The sequence below is a fragment of the Hydrococcus rivularis NIES-593 genome, from assembly GCF_001904635.1.
Lineage (GTDB): Bacteria > Cyanobacteriota > Cyanobacteriia > Cyanobacteriales > Microcystaceae > Hydrococcus > Hydrococcus rivularis.
Map to the genome: position 1 here is coordinate 60516 of NZ_MRCB01000012.1, position 20956 is coordinate 81471.

At 44.9% G+C, this 20956-nt stretch carries 19 protein-coding genes and 2 pseudogenes; 10 read left to right on the forward strand and 11 right to left on the reverse strand.

What is annotated here, in order from left to right:
- Positions 1–132: 132 nt before the first annotated feature.
- Entirely contained in the window at positions 133–576 is a 444-nt protein-coding gene (locus NIES593_RS11720; protein WP_073599747.1) for a hypothetical protein, read from the reverse strand.
- A 410-nt stretch (positions 577–986) separates the two neighbouring features.
- Between NIES593_RS11720 and NIES593_RS25560 the strand changes: the two are divergent.
- From NIES593_RS25560 to NIES593_RS11730, 4 genes and pseudogenes are all read left to right on the forward strand, one after another.
- Positions 987–1700: pseudogene (locus tag NIES593_RS25560) on the forward strand (ATP cone domain-containing protein); the annotation flags it as partial.
- Between the two features lie 18 nt (positions 1701–1718).
- Entirely contained in the window at positions 1719–4331 is a 2613-nt protein-coding gene (locus NIES593_RS11725; protein ID WP_342747353.1) for an LAGLIDADG family homing endonuclease, read from the forward strand.
- A complete protein-coding gene (locus NIES593_RS25565) occupies positions 4285–4464 on the forward strand; it encodes a DUF29 family protein (RefSeq protein ID WP_139253683.1) in 180 nt (59 codons plus the stop codon). The genes NIES593_RS11725 and NIES593_RS25565 overlap by 47 nt, the downstream gene beginning before the upstream one ends.
- Positions 4465–4522: 58 nt before the next feature.
- Positions 4523–5557: a ribonucleotide-diphosphate reductase subunit beta gene (locus NIES593_RS11730; RefSeq protein ID WP_139253684.1), complete on the forward strand. Its 1035-nt coding sequence runs from the start codon at positions 4523–4525 to the stop codon at positions 5555–5557.
- Between the two features lie 48 nt (positions 5558–5605).
- Here NIES593_RS11730 and NIES593_RS11735 read toward each other — a convergent pair whose 3' ends face one another.
- The 5 genes and pseudogenes from NIES593_RS11735 to NIES593_RS11755 form a co-directional block, all read right to left on the reverse strand.
- On the reverse strand, positions 5606–6070 hold the full coding sequence (locus tag NIES593_RS11735; protein ID WP_073599750.1) for an RrF2 family transcriptional regulator: 465 nt from the start codon (positions 6068–6070) through the stop codon (positions 5606–5608).
- A gap of 224 nt (positions 6071–6294) precedes the next feature.
- Positions 6295–7947, reverse strand: a complete 1653-nt coding sequence (locus tag NIES593_RS11740; protein ID WP_073599751.1) for an acetolactate synthase large subunit — start codon at positions 7945–7947, stop codon at positions 6295–6297.
- Positions 7948–8124: 177 nt separating this feature from the next.
- Positions 8125–9492, reverse strand: coding sequence for an NAD-dependent succinate-semialdehyde dehydrogenase (locus NIES593_RS11745; protein ID WP_073599752.1), 1368 nt, complete (start codon positions 9490–9492; stop codon positions 8125–8127).
- A gap of 320 nt (positions 9493–9812) precedes the next feature.
- Positions 9813–10607, reverse strand: coding sequence for a PD-(D/E)XK nuclease family protein (locus NIES593_RS11750; RefSeq protein ID WP_073599753.1), 795 nt, complete (start codon positions 10605–10607; stop codon positions 9813–9815).
- A 151-nt stretch (positions 10608–10758) separates the two neighbouring features.
- Positions 10759–10950: pseudogene (locus tag NIES593_RS11755) on the reverse strand (IS1 family transposase); the annotation flags it as partial.
- A gap of 203 nt (positions 10951–11153) precedes the next feature.
- On the opposite strand from NIES593_RS11755, the gene NIES593_RS11760 reads away from it, so the two are divergent.
- The 4 genes from NIES593_RS11760 to NIES593_RS24125 all read left to right on the forward strand — a co-directional run bounded on the left by NIES593_RS11760 (position 11154) and on the right by NIES593_RS24125 (position 12802).
- Positions 11154–11828 carry a L,D-transpeptidase gene (locus NIES593_RS11760; protein WP_073599754.1) on the forward strand — a complete coding sequence of 225 codons (675 nt, stop codon included), beginning with the start codon at positions 11154–11156 and terminating at the stop codon, positions 11826–11828.
- 29 nt (positions 11829–11857) lie between these two features.
- Complete coding sequence (locus NIES593_RS11765) at positions 11858–12187, forward strand: SH3 domain-containing protein (RefSeq protein WP_073599755.1); 330 nt, start codon at positions 11858–11860, stop codon at positions 12185–12187.
- A 191-nt stretch (positions 12188–12378) separates the two neighbouring features.
- On the forward strand, positions 12379–12654 hold the full coding sequence (locus tag NIES593_RS11770) for a hypothetical protein (RefSeq protein ID WP_139253685.1): 276 nt from the start codon (positions 12379–12381) through the stop codon (positions 12652–12654).
- Between the two features lie 10 nt (positions 12655–12664).
- Positions 12665–12802: a hypothetical protein gene (locus tag NIES593_RS24125; protein WP_175561110.1), complete on the forward strand. Its 138-nt coding sequence runs from the start codon at positions 12665–12667 to the stop codon at positions 12800–12802.
- 79 nt (positions 12803–12881) lie between these two features.
- Here NIES593_RS24125 and NIES593_RS11775 read toward each other — a convergent pair whose 3' ends face one another.
- The 5 genes from NIES593_RS11775 to NIES593_RS11800 all read right to left on the reverse strand — a co-directional run bounded on the left by NIES593_RS11775 (position 12882) and on the right by NIES593_RS11800 (position 19370).
- Positions 12882–14609 (reverse strand): succinate dehydrogenase/fumarate reductase flavoprotein subunit, encoded by a 1728-nt coding sequence (locus NIES593_RS11775; protein ID WP_073599757.1) that lies wholly within the window; start codon positions 14607–14609, stop codon positions 12882–12884.
- 456 nt (positions 14610–15065) lie between these two features.
- On the reverse strand, positions 15066–15674 hold the full coding sequence (rpsD, locus tag NIES593_RS11785; protein ID WP_073599758.1) for a 30S ribosomal protein S4: 609 nt from the start codon (positions 15672–15674) through the stop codon (positions 15066–15068).
- A 232-nt stretch (positions 15675–15906) separates the two neighbouring features.
- Positions 15907–17679: an iron uptake porin gene (locus NIES593_RS11790; protein WP_073599759.1), complete on the reverse strand. Its 1773-nt coding sequence runs from the start codon at positions 17677–17679 to the stop codon at positions 15907–15909.
- Between the two features lie 407 nt (positions 17680–18086).
- Positions 18087–18698 (reverse strand): pentapeptide repeat-containing protein, encoded by a 612-nt coding sequence (locus NIES593_RS11795; RefSeq protein ID WP_073599760.1) that lies wholly within the window; start codon positions 18696–18698, stop codon positions 18087–18089.
- Between the two features lie 249 nt (positions 18699–18947).
- Positions 18948–19370, reverse strand: a complete 423-nt coding sequence (locus tag NIES593_RS11800; protein ID WP_245817444.1) for a hypothetical protein — start codon at positions 19368–19370, stop codon at positions 18948–18950.
- Here NIES593_RS11800 and NIES593_RS11805 point away from each other — a divergent pair.
- Together NIES593_RS11805 and NIES593_RS11810 are read left to right on the forward strand one after the other, a co-directional pair.
- Positions 19364–19960 carry a molybdenum cofactor guanylyltransferase gene (locus NIES593_RS11805; protein WP_073599762.1) on the forward strand — a complete coding sequence of 199 codons (597 nt, stop codon included), beginning with the start codon at positions 19364–19366 and terminating at the stop codon, positions 19958–19960. The genes NIES593_RS11800 and NIES593_RS11805 overlap by 7 nt on opposite strands.
- On the forward strand, positions 19957–20868 hold the full coding sequence (locus NIES593_RS11810; RefSeq protein WP_073599763.1) for a tRNA (5-methylaminomethyl-2-thiouridine)(34)-methyltransferase MnmD: 912 nt from the start codon (positions 19957–19959) through the stop codon (positions 20866–20868). Before NIES593_RS11805 ends, NIES593_RS11810 begins: the two co-directional genes overlap by 4 nt.
- Positions 20869–20956 lie beyond the last annotated feature (88 nt).

The following is a 20956-nucleotide window of genomic DNA, read 5'->3' on the forward strand; positions in this document are numbered from 1 at the left end:
GATTTTCTAGAAGGGCAGAAGTCGGAACTCGGAACTCAGAAGTTAGAAGTTAGAAGTCACAATTAGAAACAACTCACTACTAACTACTAACTATTAACTCTCACCAATCCCCAATCCAAAATCCAAAATCAATCAATGGTCATTGGTTGGTGTCAGCCAGAGGGCTAAGTTTTTGACATAGCACTGAATATCTGCCAAAGCCTGCGGTTCTTTTTGCATTCCCTCGCCAGGAGGCTCGTCTACAAAGCTAGGACAGCCTTTGCTGATATCCCAATTGTAGTCTACGAAATGATGAAAGCGGGCGATTCCGGTTAGGTCTCGATCGCTCAGACCGCCCCCTACGTCTAGGGCAAATAACCAGAGTTCGTCAAAATCTTGGCGATCGAGATTGCTCAGCACGCGATCGTTTCCTTGGGCATCGGGCTGGCGATCGCGTGCCGTCACTTGACACAGCGAGTTTCCCCGCTCGTCCGTTAGAGAAGCTAGATAGTCGTGCAGCACCCCAAAGCGCGCGATCGTCCAATCGTCTTCTTCACTCGGCAGTAGAGTCGTTTGCAGTAGGATGCGAATAGACATGATTCATGGAAGTCCATAGAGACCGGATTCAGTATTTAGTAGTCAGTTAACTGCTAACAGTTAATGGTTAATTTCTCCACAATCGATGCAGATCCTTGTACCCACAGGGTCAAAGAAACCGATCGCCGATCTAGTCACCTTTTTAATTTACTAGCGCATAATGGGTGAAAAACCAGAAAAATCCTTGCTTTAAATTTAAAAAATATACAATTTAGATTTTTATATCTTTAAATTTCACCGACTTGACTACTCGCGATCCCGAATTATCATTTATGATATGAATCCATATATGGAGTTTCCCATCTAGAAGACCACCATATCTGTGGTTTAATACTAAGATACTAAGAGGCGTATTAGTTTAGCGTTTGCGTATCTCAATCGTCGAGTTATTTGTAGAATTACCTAGACTTATGCAACAGTCCTTATCGACTACAATTTCCAATACCACCGACCGACGCAATCAGTTCGCTTCTTGTGCTGTCGGTAACGGGCACTCGCCACATGCTAACGACATACAGGTCATCAGACGAGATGGTTCGAGAACTCCCCTAAATATTGCCAAAATTCGTGCCGTGGTCGATTGGGCTTGTGCTGGAGTTGAGGTCAATCCCATTGCCCTGGAAGCTGGATTAAAAACTCGCTTGCGCAACGGCATTACGACGAGAGAGATTCAGGACAATCTGATTAACTGCGCCTTGGAAATGTGCAGCCCCGAAGAACCAGACTGGCGCTACGTGGCGGGAAGACTTCATATCTGGAGTTTGTGGAAAGATACCCAAGTCAGTCGCGGCTATCAATACGGCGATTACGAACAGACCGTTCGGACGATGGTTGCGGCAAAAAAGTACGACGAGAGAATCTTGACCTATTCGTCACAGGAATTACAGAAAGCTGGAAGCTGGATTAATACCGATTGGGATACCGATTATGATTATGCCGGTGCAGTTTTGCTGACCAGTCGCTATCTCTTACCAGACGAGTTACCCCAAGAAGCCCTGCTGACTTGTGCCCTGCTGTTGGCTACCGTTGAAGCGCCAGAAAATCGCCTCATTTGGGCGAGAAAATTTTACGAAGCGATCGCGTCTCGGAAAATTTCCCTTGCTACCCCTATTCTGGCAAATTTGAGGGTTCCTGGCGGTTCTTTGACCAGTTGTTTTATTCTCTCTATTGACGACAATTTAGAGAGTATTTTTGCCGAGATTACCAACACTGCCAGAATCTCGAAAAACGGCGGTGGTGTGGGCGTTAACGTCAGCCGCATTCGCGCTACCGGAAGCTGGGTGATGGGCAAGGCAAATGCCTCTGGCGGCGTAATTCCCTGGATTAAGTTACTCAATGATACCGCGATCGCAGTCAATCAAGGCGGTCGTCGGGCGGGTGCGGTTACGGTTAGTATAGACGTATGGCACCTCGATGTCCCCGAATTTTTAGAGATGCAAACCGAAAACGGGGATCAGCGTCGCAAAGCTTACGATATTTTCCCGCAATTAGTCCTTCCCGATGAGTTCATGCGTCGGGTAGTCAATAAAGAAGAATGGACGCTAGTCGATCCTTATGAAATTCGTACCAAGTTAGGCATAGAACTTGCCGAATTGTGGGGAGAAGAATTTGAGCGTGCCTATCGACTCATCGAAGCAAAATTAGATAAAGAAATTGCACTCTACAAGCGAGTCAATGCCCGCGAATTATTTAAAACGATTATGCGATCGCAGGTAGAAACGGGAATGCCCTACCTAGCTTTCAAAGATACCATCAATCGGGCAAATCCGAACAAGCATAAAGGCTATATTCCGGGAGTAAATTTGTGTGTTGCCCCAGAAACGAGAATTCTTACCGACAAAGGTCAATTTCCTATTGCCGATTTAGCCGGACAAAAAGTTAATGTTTGGAACGGTTTTGAATGGTCTGAAGTTGAAGTTAAAAAAACTGGAACGAACCAGCCTTTATTAAAGGTTCGCCTGTCTAATGGAGAAGCTTTAGAGTGTACTTATTACCATCATTTCTGGGTTCAAGATAGTTATCGTTCTAAACCTCGCAAAGTAGAGGCTAAAGATTTACAACCTGGAGACCAACTAATTAAATACAGTTTGCCTTTAGTAGAATCAGAAGACGATATTGAGTTTCCCTATGCTTATACTGCTGGTCTATTTTGTGGCGATGGAAGTTATTCTCTGCAAGGATACCCAGAGTTAGATTTGTACGGTGAAAAGAAAAACCTTGTTTCGCATATCTCCATCCGTAATAAATTACATGGCAGCCGCTGGGGAACAAAAGAAAGAAATTCTGTTGCTATTTATGATGACGTAAAACAGGATCGTTTGGTATGCAAACTTCCCTTAGATCTTTCTCCAAAATTTACCGTTCCTTTAAATGGATACACGATTAAATCTCGCTTAGAGTGGTTAGCCGGATTGTTAGATGCTGATGGAACTGTCATGCGAAATGGTACTAATGAATCGCTAAGTATCTGTTCCATTGACAAAAACTTTTTGCTTGAAGTTCGACTACTACTTCAAACCCTTGGCGTTGATTCTAAAGTTACTAAGTTTCATAAGGCTGGTTTTCAGGCAATGCCCGATGGAAAAGGAGGGAAAAAAGATTACTTCCGTAAGGAATCTTACAGGCTATTAATTTCTTCCAATGGCTTATTTCAATTGGCACAGCTTGGGTTAAAAACCTATCGTCTTCAGTGGACGTTAAAAGAACCTCAAAGAGAAGCCAGTCAATTTATTAAAGTTGTTGATGTAGAACTAACTTGTCGTCGAGACGATACCTACTGTTTTACCGAACCCAAGCGCCATTTGGGAATGTTTAACGGCATTCTAACGGGACAATGTACCGAATCCTTCTCCAATGTAGCGCCAGGAACGGAAGCGCACTGTTGCAATTTAGTCAGTCTTAATCTAGCCAATATCGAAGACGACGAACTCGATCGCGTTTGCAATATAGCCGTGAGAATGTTAGATAATACTATCGACATCACCAATCCTCCCTTCGATGCGGCAAAAAATCACAATAATAAATACCGCACTATCGGCGTGGGTTGTATGGGATTAGCTGACTGGTTGGCAAAGCATCGCCTCTCTTACGCCAACTTGCTAGAAATCAGCGATCTCTTTGAAGAAATTGGCTATTGGTGTACGCAAACTTCGATGGAATTAGCTAAAGAAAGAGGCGCATACGATGCTTTTGAAGGCAGCGAATGGAGTCAGGGGAAATTAATTGGGGCGAAACCCATAGAATGGTTCCTAGAAAATGCGAATCATAAAGAAAGATGGGTACAACTTTCTGAAGATATTCAAAAATATGGCATTCGCAATTCTCATATTACCGCGATCGCGCCGAATACTTCTTCATCTTTAGTACAGGGTTGTACGGCAAGCATTCTTCCCGTCTACAGTCGTTTCTTCTACGACAAATGGGCAAAAGGAACCGTTCCCGTCGCCCCTCCATTTATTAATAATTACTTCTGGTTTTATCCAGAAAATAAAACCATCGATCAAACTATTGTTGTCAAAGCAGTCGCAACGATGCAACAGTGGATCGATACGGGAATCTCCATGGAATTGTTATTCAATCTCAATCAAGGCGTTTATTTTCCCGACGAACCCAATCGCGCGATCGCAGCTAAAGATATCTTTGAAACATTAGTAATGGCATGGCAACAAGGGTGCAAAGCCATCTACTATATCCGCACCGTACAAAAAGATGGTTTTAAAGAGTCAGAAAATAATTGTACGGCGTGTGCGAATTAATGGATTTAATGAATGTTATAACAAAGCTAGACAGAAAGCGGCAATTGAAACTGGATTACTAATTGAAACTTTTTCAGTCGAATCTCCTTTGACTCCAAAAGAAACTCTCAACCCTGAATACTTGCCAGATTAAATCAATTAGTAACAAACTCTTTTAAGGTTAGGAAATGTATATTGATTCAACCTCAAAAATGTCAATCAACCCCATCTTTAATCCCAATGGGGACGATACAATCGAAAACCGTTCCATTTGGTTTGGCAACACAACAAACCTGATGCAACTCAACGATGTTCGTTATACTTGGGCGCTGGGATTGTATCAACAAATGAGAGAGAACTTTTGGATTCCGCAGCGCCTAGATGTCACTCAAGATGTGACAGATTATTGGAATTTAACGCCAGAAGAACGTCATGCCTACGATGGCATTTTGTCCTATCTTACCTTTTTAGATTCCATTCAAACCTGCAATATTCCTCACTTAAAAAGCAGTATTACTGCCCCAGAAGTTAGCTTGTGCATGGCGGAACAAATTTCTCAAGAGGCAATGCACAATCAGAGCTATCAGTATATCATTGAAACCGTGATTCCGCCCGATCGCAGAAATGCTGTGTATGATTTCTGGCGGACTGATAAAGTTCTCAAAGATCGCTGCGAATTTATTGCTAAGCTGTATCAAAAATACATAGACAATCCGACCTCAGAGAACTATTTTATCGCTTTAGTAGCCGATTATTTGCTCGAAGGACTTTATTTCTATAATGGATTTATTTTCTTCTATAATCTGGCTTCTCGGATGTTAATGCCGGGTTCGGCTGATATTTTCAAAATGATTAACCGCGACGAACTGTCTCACGTGAGACTATATCAAAAATTAATCCCAGAAGCAATGCAAATTTTCCCGCATTCTGTCGAGCAAATTTATGAAATGTTTGACGAGGCAGTCAAACACGAATGCCGCTGGACAAATCACATCGTTGGCAACGATATTTTGGGGATTACAGAAGCCAGCACGGAACGATATACAAAGTATTTAGCAAATATGAGGCTGCGTTCCATTGGTTTGGAAGCACTTTATTCAGAGGAGAAATATAAGAAGAGTCCCTACACTCATTTAGAGCGTTTTTCGGATACGAAGAAAGAAGCCCATACTAAAGCAAATTTCTTTGAGGCAACTGTTACCAGTTATGTCATGTCTTCTGGGGTAAGTGGTTGGGACGAAATCTGACTCAAGAATTATGAATTATGAATCATGAATTCATGATTTAGAATTGATTTAAATATAGTACATCAGACCTTCTTGCTTGAGAGCGTCGCGTCGCTGGCATAGATCTTGGAGAGTGTAACGATTCAAAATCTCTAGAGAGGCATGGTTGGCTTTCTGCCAGATTTCAGCAACCAATGCGCGATCGATCGAGTTATCAGACTCCTTTTGTTTGCGATCGCCCTCCACGAGAGCAACAACTTCTAGGACGGTAATTTGCCAAGGTTCGCGGGCAAGTATATAACCTCCTCTGGAACCGCGTAGACTTTGCACCAAGCCTCCCCGTCGCAGGCTGGTAAAAATATGCTCTAAATAGCGATCGGGAATATTTTGTCTTGTCGAGATCTCGCTAATTGTCAAAAGATTGGTTTTACCGGGGTGACTTGCCAATTCTAAAAGTGCGAGTAAGGCATATTCCACTTTGGAGGGAAGTTCTAGAAGAATATAGTTTCGACGGTCTGCATCGGTGTTCATCATCGTATGATTGGTCGATAAATTTATCGATCGCTCTATTGACTTAACCTCTCAGGATTTAGTGACAGTATTCCAATTATCCCCCAAATACTATATCTTGAGCGCCTTATTGTATTTTTGTTTCTCTCGCGCCAGATAACTCTGGCTGAGGGATAAACAGAACCAAGGTGGGCTAAGCCTTTACTCAACCCACCTACTGACCAGCAACCACTAACGACTCGCAGAATTTATTCCCAAATCTGACAAACTAAATCGCCAGCTTTTTGAGAGAAACGGATATTTTCGTTGTAGTCTACGGGACAGTCGATTACTGTCGGAACGTCCTGTTCTAAAGCTGTTTTCAGCGTTGGAATTAAATCGAGAGTCGATTCGACGCGGTAGCCTTTCAACCCCATACTTTCGGCAAATTTGACGAAATCGGGGTTGCCAAACTTGACAAAGGAAGCTTCGCCAAACTGGTTTATCTGTTTCCACTCGATCAAGCCATAGCCGTTGTCGTTGAAAATCAAAGTGACAAAAGGCGTTCCTACCCGCAAGGCGGTTTCTAATTCCTGATTGTTCATCATAAAGCCGCCGTCTCCGGTGACCGCAACTACTTTTTTATTGGGATGTACCAATTTAGCTGCGATCGCACCGGGAATAGCAATGCCCATCGCTGCAAATCCATTGGAAATAATGCAAGTATTAGGGGTATCGCAATGGTAGTGCCTTGCCATCCACATTTTATGGGCGCCCACGTCTGAGATGACGATATCTTCGGGTCCCATCACTTGTCTGAGGTCGTAAATTAGTTTTTGGGGTTTGATGGGGAAGCCTTCATCGTTAGCATACTTTTCGTACTCGGCGCGAATTTCGGAACGCAATTTGGCAGCGTGTGGCGTGGGTTTGCCTTGACGATCCGTCCGCTTCATCAACTCCATCAGAGAGTCGGAAATGTCTCCCACAACTTCTACAAACGGAATGTAGCTGCTATCGATTTCTGCCGCCGTCATGCCAATGTGAATGATGGGGATTGTTCCTTGGGGATTCCAGCGTTTCGGGGAATATTCGACCAAATCGTAGCCGACTGCAATTATCAAATCGCTTTCCTCAAAAGCACAACTGATCAGATCCCTCTGTTGCAGACCAAATGACCACAAGGCAAGCGGATGGGTGTAAGGAATGACTCCTTTGCCCATGAAGGTGTTGACGACTGGAATATTGAGTTGCGTGGCAAATTCGGTAACGGCTTCGCTTGCATTGGCGCGAATTGCGCCGTTACCTACCATAATAATCGGATTTTTCGCTTTCGCGATCGCCACTGCCGCATTGTTGAGACTGCGGTAGGAAGCATAAACTTTTTCCTGACTGTTCCGATTGAGGGGTTTCCCTTCCACTGGCATAGCTGCAATGTTTTCGGGCAAGTCGATGTGAACGGCACCGGGTTTTTCGCTTTGGGCGATCTTGAAGGCTTTGCGAACGACTTCTGGCGTAATCCCCGGACGAACGATTTGCTTGTTCCATTTGGTGACGGGGGCAAACATTGCCACTAAGTCTAAGTATTGGTGGGATTCGATGTGCATGCGATCGGTTCCCACTTGACCCGTAATTGCCACCAGTGGGGCGCGATCCAAGTTAGCATCGGCTACCCCCGTCATTAGGTTGGTCGCACCGGGACCTAAGGTGGACAGACACACTCCGGCTTTTCCGGTCAACCGTCCGTAAACATCTGCCATGAAGGCTGCCCCTTGTTCGTGACGGGTTGTGATAAATTTAATCGAAGAATGTTTCAGTGCCTCCAAAACATGTAGGTTTTCTTCGCCTGGAAGCCCAAAAATATATTCGACTCCCTCATTTTCGAGGCATTGAACGAGTAATGTGGCTGTGTTTAATTCCCCCATGACTTTATTCCCCAGTGCATTTTTTGTGTTAGTTTTTCGTCCACAGACAAATGATTTCCTCTGGAATTGATGCTTCGATCGCATCGATCCCTTGGCAAATTAGATAGTAGGCGGTTTATCCAATCGAGTTGCTCGAATAAATCTTGATAAGATTTCCTACTTCCACTTTAACTATTGTTAAGCGATCCAAACGGTTTTGATATTGACAAACTCATGAATCCCTTGAATTCCCAATTCTCGACCGTAACCCGATCGCTTGATGCCGCCAAAGGGCAGGCGCGGATCGGATTTGACCATGCCATTAATAAAAACTGCCCCCGCTTCGATTTCGTTAACCAGGCGATCGCGTTCTTGGGGATCGTTCGTCCAAGCGCTTGCCCCCAGACCAAAATTGGTGCTGTTGGCTATTTCGATGGCTTCATCGAGATTCGCCGCGCGGAATAATAACGCAACCGGACCGAAAAATTCTTCTTTGGCGATCGCGCAATCGGCAGGAAGATTGGCGACAATGGTAGGCGGATAGAAGTTTCCCGGACGATCCGATAATGGTTTGCCTCCGATTAAGATTTTGCCTCCCGACGCTGCGGCTTCTTGCACTTGGCGATCGAGATTGCAGAGAATCTTTGGCGTTGCTAAGGGACCGATATCGGTATTTTCATCCATCGGATCTCCTACCTTAAGCGCCTGATATTTAGCCAGCAGACGTTTTTCAAATTCATCCGCCACTGCCTCAAGGACGATAAACCGCTTGGCGGCAATGCAAGATTGACCGTTATTGAGCATTCTAGCCGTTACTGCCGTAGTGACGGCTTTTTCGAGATCGGCGCTTTCGGTGACGATAAAGGGATCGCTACCGCCCAATTCGAGAACCGTTTTCTTGATTTGCTTGCCCGCCGCCGCCGCTAAACTCATCCCAGCCGGTTCGCTGCCCGTCAAAGTTGCCGCTTTCACCCGTTCGTCATTGATTATAGATTCAACGCGATCGGCGCCGACGAGTAAGCTTTGAAATACGCCTTCGGGGAATCCTGCTTCCTTAAAGATTGCTTCGATCGCCAGGGCACATTGAGGCACGTTAGAGGCGTGTTTGAGTATGCCCACATTTGCTGCCATCAAAGCGGGTGCGGCAAAGCGAAAGACTTGCCAGAAGGGGAAATTCCAGGGCATTACTGCTAAAATAGTCCCTAGTGGCTGATAGCGGACGAAACTGCTGCTCGCATCGGTTGAACTCGGTACGTCTTTGAGAAATTCTGCGGCATTTTCGGCGTAGTAGCGACAAACCCAAGCGCATTTTTGTGCCTCGGCGATCGCGCTTTTGAGGGTTTTCCCCATTTCCAGGGTCATTATCTTGGCAAACTCTACCTGCTTGCTTTCTAGAATTTCTGCTGCCCGATTCATCCATTCGCTTCTCTGCGCGATCGAGGTTTGGCGATATGATTTGAATGCCGATGCTGCCAGGGCAAGCTTGGCTTCGAGTTCTTCATTGGTTAGTGGTTTAAAAGTTTTTAGCGTTTCTCCGGTTGCTGGGTTGACTGTAGCGATCCCCATATTTCCTCCTACCCCTCATCGCTGAGGTATTTAATCGGCATCTTAAGTTTGATGCCTTCTTTAAGGATAAAACTTAATTTTTTGGCAATTTTTAATTTCTATTACTAGCTTTGCTCTCAAATCAGCCGATGAGCTGAAATCTTAACATTTTGATACATTTGAAAAAAATAGGATTTTCCTACTTTTTCTTAGTCGCGCTTATCTCTAGATTAAGACTCTTGACGAAAGTTTACGAAAATCTAATTTTTATTGACAGATTTTGGCGGGCTTATCGCTTAGTTTATGAGATTTTTTTGATTAAACTTCATATTCAAACTCAGTTAAATAGAGATTTCCTCAATCTCATCAATGAATGCTATCCAATCTTTCTCGATCGCTTTGCGATCGCTGTCTAAAAAAGCGCCAGATTCTAATAAGGATTGATAATAGGGACAACTTTCTTGACAGTTAGACAGATGAGGAAATGAAGTTCCAGTATTAGAATAATTGTCCAGCCAGCGATCGAGCTGGGTTAACAAACGAGTTAAGTCTTGGCGATTTTTTTCATGTTGGACACTGTTATATACAAACGTCAGGCTTTGGGGTTGCGTAGGAAGCTTAACAAACCAATAGGTCATAGAGATCTGTTCTGGCAAGTAATCTGTAGTTTCTGCCAGGACATAAAGATACAGTCGCGTTTGCCAATTTTTCGCCAGTTTTGCGCGATTTTCTGGAAAGAAATACGTTTTCCAATCTACTATTTTGGCTTTAGCGCGATCGCCCATCAGCAAGTCATAAACTACTGTCAGTAAATATCCCTGAAAGCTGAGAGTGCGACAATGTTCTGCCTCGCGCCAACTTCCTGATTCGGACTGCCAGATTTCAGGTGCTGCATTCATTAATGCAGTTATTGAATGTTGCAGTTGTTCGTCCTGGGCGATTAACGATTCAATTGACAATCCCAATTCTTTTTGCTGCATCAAAAGGTGAAACTGACTTCCCCAAGTTTGCTTTTCCTGTTGCTGCGGACTGAGAGGAGAACCTAACTGTTCGAGATAAAGGCGTTGAAACTGAGGGGGACAAGTTTCGAGTAAATTGAGTTGTGCTTGGGAAAGACGAATGAGGTCATTAGTCATTGGTCATTCGTTCGTGATAATCTTCTAGGGTTTGTAGCTTTTGTTGTTATCTATATAATAAAATCCTCTCCAGCAGGTGAGACGGAGAGGAAAAAGAAGCACACAATTGTTGTTATCAACGCCACCATCTAGAAAAAGCGGCGTTGCTGAATTAGGATATGAATCTGAGTTGTGAGAGGAAAGAGTAACGAACAGGTACATCCCAGAACTTAAGGTAGTCAATTAACAACTGGATAGAATGTCTCAGCATTTCCTCGGACTTCGAATAACATAGCGTCTTGCGATGAAGTCGAGCTAGATAATGACGTAAACGGGGATTTCCCCCCTCAACTCGGGTCATATAATACCAATTTTTCTTGTTTTTTTCTGAGAATCTCAGTGGGTTTCCTTAAGTCTATCGGCTGAAAGAAAATCTACTTAGCTTCTCGAAAAAGAGAGTGGAAACTTTAGTATTCTTGCTGAGGTTGACGACAACTTACCCGATTAATTTAAAAGCATAAAGCTCTTGTGACAGGGTAAAAATCTTTGATAAAAAAGAGATTTTTTATGCTTTTTGAATTCGTCTTGGCATCATTTAGTTGCGTCACTTTCTCTGCTTGTAACTCTCAAGCCAATCTTTTAAAAACCCCACAAGTGACTGAGGTGGAATCGACTAACTTTCTTGAAATTCCTACAGAAAATTTGACCCCAAAAAAACTAAACTCGAAAAAATCCACGTTCGCGTCAACTTCAGATTCGAGTTTTGAAAAAGGTGACGAGAGCAAGAACTCAATTGCCTTGAGCAGTCAGGGCAGCTACATGACGCTAACCCCAACCGGACTAACCAACACACTAGGTAATCCGCTTTACGAACTTCGCCTTTATGCAAATGGGCAGTTGAGAGGGACTTACACGACTGTCAGCGGACGGGCTTATACCCAAAACCGAAATCGCCATCAAGCCGGAACCGAAGCTCCCTTGCCAGATGGAATTTACAAAGTGGCTAAAACGTCTGTGGCTGGAACGATTGCCGAAGCAGGCGATCGCTTCCTCGCTATACAACCGTTATTTAGGACTGGACGTTCGGCATTAGGCATTCATTACGACCCATCTTTTGAGAAAAATAATGGCGAAGACGGAACATCAGGGTGCATTGCACTAACCAACCGAAGAGATCTTGACTTGGTGTTGAACTACGTTCGCACTTATCAACCCCAATATCTCGAAGTTAACATTCAGTAATTTTCTCACACACAAAGGAGTTTAAAACCGTGTTCAAAACTTTCACAATTAGCGTACTAATGCTTACTGCTGCTCTACCAGTCAAAGCTCAGGTTGGTCCAGGACTTGGTGTTACCGACCATGTAGCATCTGGCGTAGAAAGTTATGCCCAAGTCTGTACCCGCAATTCTAATGGTCGCCTCTCCCTACGCACTGGACCCGGACAAAACTTCCGCAAGATTAAAGAAATTCCTAACGGACATTTTATAGGTTTGGTTACAGGTAGATATAGTCAGGATGGTTTTTGGTGGTGGAATGTCTACCATAACGGCAGTCGTGGTTGGGTTCGCTCTGATTATGTTTGCGGCGATCCTCAATAACGGCTTTCTCATCCAAAGGTGAGCCTAAAAGTTTGATGGGGATCCGAGCGGAAATGGGCTGAAAGCCAAGTCATCCCCAAATCATCCCTTATTTGCTCTCTACAAAGGCTTGGAAGAGAAATTTCTAAAAATTCAATGGCACTGTAAAATCGCCATTTGCCATTTCTAGTTATGTTCTCAAATTTGTGGCTATGTTAAAACGCATTCTTTTATTGTCTTCTGCTGCAAGCATTGTTCTAACGGATCAGGGCGTAGCAGCACAAGAATACTCTCCATCAACTTATGGAAATGTAGAGATTAATTATGTCGCTCATCTCGGCGGTCGTTGTATGCGACTTCTAATTGATAATGAAGATGCCACTTCATACTGTCGAGATTACTTTGTACAGATGTCATTAGATAATGGGCGCGTCATTTACATGATTCCTCTCAATGAAGATGAAGGTGTATTCATGAGTTTAAGTTAGTGAATCGCTCGTGGCTGGGACTTGTGAATTGTATGGCAATCCCGATCGCGAACAAGCAACACACGAATGCGTCGTACAAACGGCAGATGGAAGCGAAATGCGTTTTCAATTTGTCTCTGACCCCAATCAGATTGAAGTTTTCAATTGATTAATAAGTCAATCCGTCTCTATGTTTCATAGGAATTACAGAATTACAATGGCTATCTATACTAACCGCGATCGCTTCTTTAATATTTACGTTCCATCGGTTCAAAGCGATTGATGACCACGGGCATATAGTTAATATCGATTCCCGCAGGCGAATAATACGCCAAAGTATGCTTGAGGAAATTGGAGTCATCTCGCTGGGGATAATCTTCTCTTGAATGTGCGCCTCGACTTTCCTTGCGGTTAAATGCCGAAGCCATAATGATCTCTCCTACTATCATTAAACTTCTCAATTCAAGTGCTTCGATTAACTCTGTATTCCAGTCAGTGTTTTTATCGTCTAAATAAATCTGGGAATATTTTTGTTTTAACTCCTGTATTTTTGCCAAGCCTTCCTTCATGGCGTCTTCGCTGCGGAAAACACCGCAATGCTCTGTCATACAATCTTGGAATAGCTGGCGCAACTGACCGATGCGCATCGTTCCTTTTTGGTCGAGAAGGCTTTGGATTTCTTTTTTGGTGGCAGCGAGATAGGTTTCGGCATTGAGTTCGGGAAACTTGCGCTCTTGAACGTACCGGGCGATCGCAGCCCCCGTTCTCCTGCCATAGACCACGCATTCGAGGAGAGAATTACTGCCTAAACGGTTTGCCCCGTGAACCGACACGCAGGCACATTCTCCTGCCGCAAAAAAGCCTTCAATTAAACTGTCTGGACTCCGGCGTACCCGACCATCCGTATTCACGGGAATCCCGCCCATACAATAATGAACGGTAGGGCGCACGGGCATGGGTTGATGTACCGCATCGATGCCCAGAAGTCGGTGTGCTTCCTCCCAGCAGAAAGGAATTCGACTCATAATCTTTTCTTTGCCCAGGTGGCGCAAATCTAGATAGACGAAGGGACCGCCAGCGGTGCCATCGGGATGGATGCCTCGTCCGGCGCGGATTTCTAGGGTAATTGCACGGGAAGTAATGTCGCGGGGTGCAAGTTCCATGCGACTGGGGGCATAGTTTGCCATAAAGCGATCGCCTTCGCTATTAATTAAATAAGCCCCTTCTCCTCTGACTGCCTCGGAAATCAGAACGCCTACCGGATACAACCCCGTTGGGTGGAACTGAACGAATTCCATATCTTCTAAGGGAAGACCAGCCGCAGCGGTCATCGCCAGACCATCGCCCGTGGAGGAAAAGTCATTGGAAGTCGTATTGAACACCCTTCCATAGCCCCCCGTGGCAAACATTACGGCTTTAGCACGGACAATTTCTATCTCTCCGTCCCAGATATGATACATGACAATTCCCTTTGCCTCTCCCTGTTCAACAATCAATTGCATCACGTACCATTCATCGTAAATTTGCACGCCATTACGACGCAGGTTGTTGACCAATTCGTGTAAGATGGCATGACCTGTCTTATCGGCTGCATAACAAGTCCGTCTCTGAGAATGTCCGCCGAAGGCGCGTTGGGCAATTCTGCCATCGCTCAAGCGAGAAAAAAGAACCCCCATGTGTTCTAAGTCGATAATCACATCGGGGGCTTCTTTGGTAAGGATTTCTACCGCATCTTGGTCGGCTAAATAGTCAGAACCTTTAACTGTATCGAAAGCGTGTGCCTCCCAACTATCTTCAGGGTCTACATTTTTTAGCGTTGCTGCAATTCCGCCTTGGGCGGCAACAGAGTGGGAACGAATGGGATGGGTTTTAGCAACGAGTGCGACATCGATACTTGGGTTAGTGCGTTTAATTTCTAGGGCGGCACGACAACCCGCTAAACCACCGCCGACAATCACTACATCGTGTTCTCTCATCTTAAATCGACAGATTGTGGACCTCTATGTCTATCGTGACGCAACTAAAGGTTAACTTGCAGAAAGTTACAGAACTTTTTCACATTAAAGTCGATTTAATGATTTGCAGCGACCGAACAAACGACTACTTGGGTAGGAGAAATTTAAACTGTCAAAATTTGAAAGCCTGCTTGTGCAAAATGACTGTCAAAAGTCGGAACTTTACTGACTCCCTCCTATCACATGACTTCAAATGAAATGCAATTGACTAATCTCCATTGTTTATCTTGATATTTTTTGTATAGTTCAAAAGCGCGATCGAATAATTGTGGTAATAATTCTTAGGAGTCATATACTATCTCCCCTAATTTTTTAAAAAAAGTTGCTATTTTTACAAAGCGATCGCAAAAAAGTTCCAAAAAGCGAATTCTGAATTCCGAATACACAAGTCTTTTCAGAATTCAGAATTCAGAATTCTTAGGCTTGTCGAGAATAGTACTCTACCACCAGTAGTTCGTTGACGGATAGGGCAACCCATTCCCGTTCGACAACGCCGTTAACTTTACCCGTAAGCGTATTTTTATCGAATTCTAAGTGGCTGGGGAGGTTAGCTAAACCAGGATACTCCATATTAGCTTGTACCAGACGACGAGATTTGTCGCGATCTCTAACAGCAATTACGTCTCCAGGACGACACTGATAGCTAGGAATATCGACAACCTTGCCATTGACGGTAATGTGACCGTGACAGACTAACTGACGCGCGGCTGGAATTGTCCCCGCCATTCCCAGGCGAAAGACGGTATTATCCAAGCGCATTTCAAGTAATTGCAGTAGGGTTTGACCCGTAGAACCCGTGGCACGACGGGCTTTGCGCACATAGCGGAGTAATTGTCTTTCACTCACGCCGTAGTTAAAGCGCAGTTTCTGCTTTTCTTCTAAGCGGATAGCGTATTCGGAGCGCTTTTTGCGGTTTTGGCCGTGTTGTCCTGGCGGATAGGAACGACGCGCTGATTTGCGAGTTAAGCCGGGCAGTTCTCCCAAGCGTCTTACGACTCTAAGGCGAGGACCTCTATAGCGAGACATATAGGTGATTTTCTCCTAATTTACACTTTATCCCAAAATTTCTATTGTACGTCTTTTCAATGGAAGAAGGAAGGAGGGAAAAGGAAGATTAGCAGGTGGCTTTGATGGTATTGCTGGCTTGTCGAGCTTCTTGGCGCAATTGACAGCCAAATGTTAGCAATAAATAAGCCCTACCAAAAGCAGGGCTTCAAGAGAATCTAGAACTATAAGTAGAGCTACTGTTTAGTCTGCTCTAGAAAGTAAAGGTAGTTCTGATAGTACCGACAAATGCATCGTCGCCATCTTCTTCCTGTTCGGGATTGGAAAGCCAGATCACCCCAGGAGTGATGGAGATGTTATCGGTTAGCTGATACTTGTAGAAAGCTTCAACATGAATTGGGATGTCGCCGGGCGCATCTCCTCGATATGGCTGAGCGCCTGCAAAGATACCCAACACGCTTCCTTCTTTACCGAGGTCGGGGAAGCTAAATCCACCGCCATAAGTCCAGTATTCTGTATCGCTACCGCCGCGAGCATAGACTTCGCCCCAGCTACCAAAGGCGCTAAAGCTAATTGCGTCGGTGATTCTGAACGATCCTTGCAGTCCGACGTTAATTGTCGATCTGTCGAATCCGTCGTTAAAGTTATTAATAGCTCTTGTCCCAACTACACCATCGCCAGGGCCAGCATCAGTACCAATGCCGCCTAAGCTGAAGATAGGACTGCCTGCCTTATGGTAAGAGTGGACAAAAGTAGCACCGAGTTCGACTCGTTCGATAGGACTGAAGTTTAACTGACCCAAAACGGCATAGTCGCCATTAAACAATCCCGAACCCTCATCAGGATTGGCAGCATTGCTTGCTAGGTAACCACCTGTGACTTGTACCGGACCGATGTCAAAGTTAGCAGCAATCCCCGTACCGCCGCCGATTCTGAAAATTGGGTTCTCGCTAGCAAAGGTAGAAAGGGCACCGTTACCGCCGTCGAAATCCTCGAAGAAGGGATTGCTAGTAGGGGCAATGTCACTCCAAATACCGCCAACGGCTGCTACGTAGGTATTGATTGTAAAGTCATCGCCAAATTTGAGGGGATAGTAGTAGGACAACCAATCGATCGCAACGTCATTGTTATCGCCTGGTTTAAGGTTAAAGGTTTGGGTCGTCGTAGGCTCTAGCGCTCCATCTCCGGTAACGTTAAACGCCTCCAAGTTTCCAGCCGCCAGACGGGTTACTAAGCGGTCTTCTCCGGTGAAGCTGGTATTGAGCGTTAGGCGAACGCGATCGCCGAAAACGGTTTGGGTGTTATCATCTTCTCCAAAGGTGTCCGTTGCAGCGAAGATGACCTCACCCTGGAGTTTAGTAGTAGTAGAAAACTGGTTATCCTCTAAGAAAGCCACTCGACCTTCTAAGTTATCGACGCGCGCTCCTAGAGCGGCGAGTTCGGCTTCAAACTCCTGCATCAGTCGCTTGAGCGTATCGACATCTTCTTTAAGAACGGCGACGTTCTCCTGAATGAGACGCTCCATGGTGTTCATACAAGCGTTCAAACCAGCGGCGAACTCCCAACGGGTTAGAGCGCGGTTGCCTCGGTAGGTCTGGTCGGGATAACCGACGATACATCCATAGCGTTCTACCAAACTCCGAAGCGCTTCATATGCCCATTCAGTAGGGGCGACATCCTTCAGTTCGTTGACGCTGGTAACTTGATCCTCAGAGCTTCTAGAGCCTTGACCTTCGTTGCTATAGTTGTCTAGCTGATTTAATGTCGGATCGCTATTTTGAGATGTTGCATCCGGTTGAGCTTGCGCCAATTGCATCGATGAAGCTGCATTGAGGTTAAATTCAGCTTTGGTCGTATCTTTAGCTGAATTTTCCTCTAAGGATATTGCTTCAATTTCCGATGTGGCATTTAGTTTGAATTCAGTTTTTGTCGTGTCCTCTGCTGCCTTTGCTCCAGATGAAAATGCTAAAGCTGCTACCAAAACAGCCGGACTGACTAGAAGTGATTTCCACAGTATCTTGAACATTTTTCGCTTTTCCTCACACCTTTTTTGACTACAAAGTTTATAGCCTTATATTTTTTATTATACATAGTCTACTTGGATCGCAATCAAGATGATTAGCTAGACGTTAAGCTAAGTAAAACCGCAAAAATATTTGTAAAAAGCATCATTAATGATCGACTTAGTAAAGGCTTGACTTTACCCCTATAGGACAAGATGTTAACTTAAGGCAAAAACGCTCAGTCGTCGCTATATGTATGTTAAGAATCGGTGACTTTGCTCAACTCAGCCGAGGTCGATAGCGATACGGGTTATCGCTACTATTTCGATCGCGTTTCGATCGCGCAATTACCTCGCCTTAAATCTGTAGGCTCTGAATTGGTTGCTGCCTCTCTGGGAGTCATTCCTAGCTATCAAAAATCAAAAAAATTTCAGCAAAGCATGCTCTTTTCTGGTTCGAGAATTGTTTCGCCCCTTACGCCTTGGAGATTGGCTCCTTCAAAATTTGTCCCTTTCAGCGTGGCTTCGGTAAGGTCAGCTTGGTTAAGGTCTGCATCTTCCAGGTTGGCTTCGCTAAGATTTGCTCTAGCGAAATTCACCCATTGCAAGTTTGCCTGGCTGAGGTTGGTTTTTTCCAAGTTGGCTTCGCCGAGGTTTGCCCAACGCAGGTCTGCACCTTGCAAATTGGCTTCGCTCAAATTTGTCTTGCGCAAATCTGCTTTGACGAGTTTTACATGGGTGAGGTTTGCCCCGCTTAGGTTTGCCTGACGTAGGTCTGCTCGATTAAGGTTGGCTCCTTCCAGATTTGCTTCTTCAAGGTTTGCCCAACGCAGATCGGCTCCTCCCAAGTTAGCTTGACTCAGATTTGTCTTGCGCAGATTGGCTTTGATACAATTTGCCCATGGAAGACTGGCTCCACTGAGATTTTTTCCTGCTAGATTCGCTTCGCGGAGATCGGGCCAAACGATCGTATTCCTCTGTTTGGAATTATTCCAGACGGCTACTCCTTGCTTGAGCAGCGCAAGGTGTTGTTGGTTTGCCATATGGCTCACCTCCGAGAAAGTTTTTGTGGTAGTTGAGATCGGGGATTGGAGTTGAATGATTTATTGTCGTCATACCCCCTTAACTCTATCTTGCCGCGTCATTGTGCCACTGAGAGGGAGTTTAAAAATTGGGGATGTTTCGCTTTGCTGTCGCTACGCTCAACATGACGAAGTGCAAGCCGGCTCTGCCGTCTCACTTGGCGGAGTAACCGGCACATCCTCTACTTTTGGGACGATCTGTTAGAAGATTTACATATCCTTCTTACGAGCCACTTCTCCAGCAACGCGACTAATTCCTGGCAAGCGCACCGACTTTCCTTGCCACAGACGGATCATTAATCCCAAACACGTCAGAATATAGCCAGAAGTAAGCAAACCATTCAGATAGAGCAAACGCAGTGTCAAAAATTCTGAAGTTTGTGCCGCTCCCAGCCACAGGATAACATAGACCAGCAGCCAAGTTAATGTCAAGGTAACTGACAGGCGGCTGACAGATTGTTGCTCGCGATCGCCTTTTTTCCAATACAGCGTCCACAGAGCGGGCACCCAGCCTACAATCGGAAGTAAATAGATCGATAATTGAAATTTATTGAGCTTTTGCTCTTTAAAGGGATCGTTATCTTTCATACAAGCTCGAAGGCGATCGCAGGTCGATCGATTAAACCATGACACAGTTCGCAGCCATTATTCTAGCTGGGGGACAGAGTTCCCGTATGGGACGAGATAAAGCCGCGATCGAAATCCAGGGGCAACCTTTCCTGAAAAAAATTTGCCTCCTAGCCACTCAATGTGCCAGTCAAGTCTATGTTATTACTCCCTGGATAGAAAAATATCAAGCGATCGCTCCTAGCGATTGTCAAATGATTCGAGAGGTTGCGTTACCAGGGGAAACTGAACCTCATGGTCCTTTAATTGGCTTTGCCCAAGCATTAACTTATGTAAAAACTGAATGGGTATTGCTACTCGCTTGCGATCTTCCTAATCTTACGGAGTCTGAGATTCAGAAATGGTCGAGTTATTTAGAAACAACTCCGCCAGAAGCGATCGCGGCATTACCAAAAAGTCCTAAAGGCTGGGAACCGCTGTGTGGTTTTTATCGCCGTCGTTGTTTGCCTATGCTCAATGAATTTATCGATCGCGGTGGCAGATCTTTTCAGGGTTGGTTAGCGCAACATCCCGTGCGAGAACTTCCCGTCAGCGATGCCAACATCTTGTTTAATTGCAATACGCCTGCCGATTTAGAGCAAATCCAAAAAGGATGATTAGGACTCCTCATTTTCCCTTACAATCCACTGCCGATGGCTCTTTTACCTTCTTTTCCGATGAATTTGGCGAAACCTTTCATTCTTCTTCCGGTGCCAAACAAGAAGCGGAAAAAAAATTTGTCGAACCTTGTCAATTAAGAGAAAAAGCTAAGGCTAACAATTCTCTTAAATTACTCGATGTTTGCTATGGATTGGGCTATAATAGCGCAGCTGCCCTAGAAGCGATTTGGACAGCGAATCCCGATTGTCAGGTAGAGTTAATTGCCCTAGAACTCGATCGCTCCGTTCCCCGTCAAGCGATCGCCGAGCAACTACTCGTTCGATGGTCGCCACCGATTCCCGACTTATTAAAAGAATTAGCGGAAAATTATCGGGTAAAAACTGGTCGATTAGATGCTCGATTATTAATCGGAGATGCTAGAGAAAAAATTCAACAAGTCCAACAATCTGGCTTTCAAGCTGATGCGATCTTTTTAGATCCCTTTTCTCCTCCGAAATGTCCGCAATTGTGGACAGTAGAATTTTTAGCAATTGTCGCTCGCTGTTTGAAACCGGATGGCAGACTTGCCACCTATTCCTGTGCGGCTTCGGTGCGCACTGCCCTACAATTGGCGGGGTTGCGAGTTGGCGCATCCAATAGCGTTGGCAGACGATCGCCGGGAACTGTCGCCAGTTTTTGCGATCGGGATTTACCGCCTCTTTCTCAACAAGAATCCGAACATTTACAGACTCGCGCTGCAATTCCCTATCGCGATCCCCAACTGCAAAATTCAGTCGCAGCGATCGCCGAGCAACGACGAATCGAGCAGCGATCGAGTTCCCTAGAACCGACAAGCCAATGGAAAAAACGTTGGTCTAGAGTTTTTACCGATATTAATTCAATTCCAGTAGACTCTCGTAAATAAAATTCCGTAGAAAAACTGATGTGCAAAAGAACGACGATTATCCATACTAGAGTTAGTATAGATCGTAAAGTTTCATATTCATCCTGTT

Excerpts from the sequence above, each read along its gene's own strand:
- NIES593_RS11720 (WP_073599747.1), bottom strand. The coding sequence starts at position 576 with ATGTCTATTCGCATCCTACTGCAAACGACTCTACTGCCGAGTGAAGAA.
- NIES593_RS25565 (WP_139253683.1), top strand. The coding sequence starts at position 4,285 with ATGGTTTTAAAGAGTCAGAAAATAATTGTACGGCGTGTGCGAATTAAT.
- NIES593_RS11730 (WP_139253684.1), top strand. The coding sequence starts at position 4,523 with ATGTCAATCAACCCCATCTTTAATCCCAATGGGGACGATACAATCGAA.
- NIES593_RS11735 (WP_073599750.1), bottom strand. The coding sequence starts at position 6,070 with ATGATGAACACCGATGCAGACCGTCGAAACTATATTCTTCTAGAACTT.
- NIES593_RS11740 (WP_073599751.1), bottom strand. The coding sequence starts at position 7,947 with ATGGGGGAATTAAACACAGCCACATTACTCGTTCAATGCCTCGAAAAT.
- NIES593_RS11745 (WP_073599752.1), bottom strand. The coding sequence starts at position 9,492 with ATGGGGATCGCTACAGTCAACCCAGCAACCGGAGAAACGCTAAAAACT.
- NIES593_RS11750 (WP_073599753.1), bottom strand. The coding sequence starts at position 10,607 with ATGACTAATGACCTCATTCGTCTTTCCCAAGCACAACTCAATTTACTC.
- NIES593_RS11760 (WP_073599754.1), top strand. The coding sequence starts at position 11,154 with ATGCTTTTTGAATTCGTCTTGGCATCATTTAGTTGCGTCACTTTCTCT.
- NIES593_RS11770 (WP_139253685.1), top strand. The coding sequence starts at position 12,379 with ATGTTAAAACGCATTCTTTTATTGTCTTCTGCTGCAAGCATTGTTCTA.
- NIES593_RS11775 (WP_073599757.1), bottom strand. The coding sequence starts at position 14,609 with ATGAGAGAACACGATGTAGTGATTGTCGGCGGTGGTTTAGCGGGTTGT.
- rpsD (WP_073599758.1), bottom strand. The coding sequence starts at position 15,674 with ATGTCTCGCTATAGAGGTCCTCGCCTTAGAGTCGTAAGACGCTTGGGA.
- NIES593_RS11790 (WP_073599759.1), bottom strand. The coding sequence starts at position 17,679 with ATGTTCAAGATACTGTGGAAATCACTTCTAGTCAGTCCGGCTGTTTTG.
- NIES593_RS11795 (WP_073599760.1), bottom strand. The coding sequence starts at position 18,698 with ATGGCAAACCAACAACACCTTGCGCTGCTCAAGCAAGGAGTAGCCGTC.
- NIES593_RS11805 (WP_073599762.1), top strand. The coding sequence starts at position 19,364 with ATGACACAGTTCGCAGCCATTATTCTAGCTGGGGGACAGAGTTCCCGT.
- NIES593_RS11810 (WP_073599763.1), top strand. The coding sequence starts at position 19,957 with ATGATTAGGACTCCTCATTTTCCCTTACAATCCACTGCCGATGGCTCT.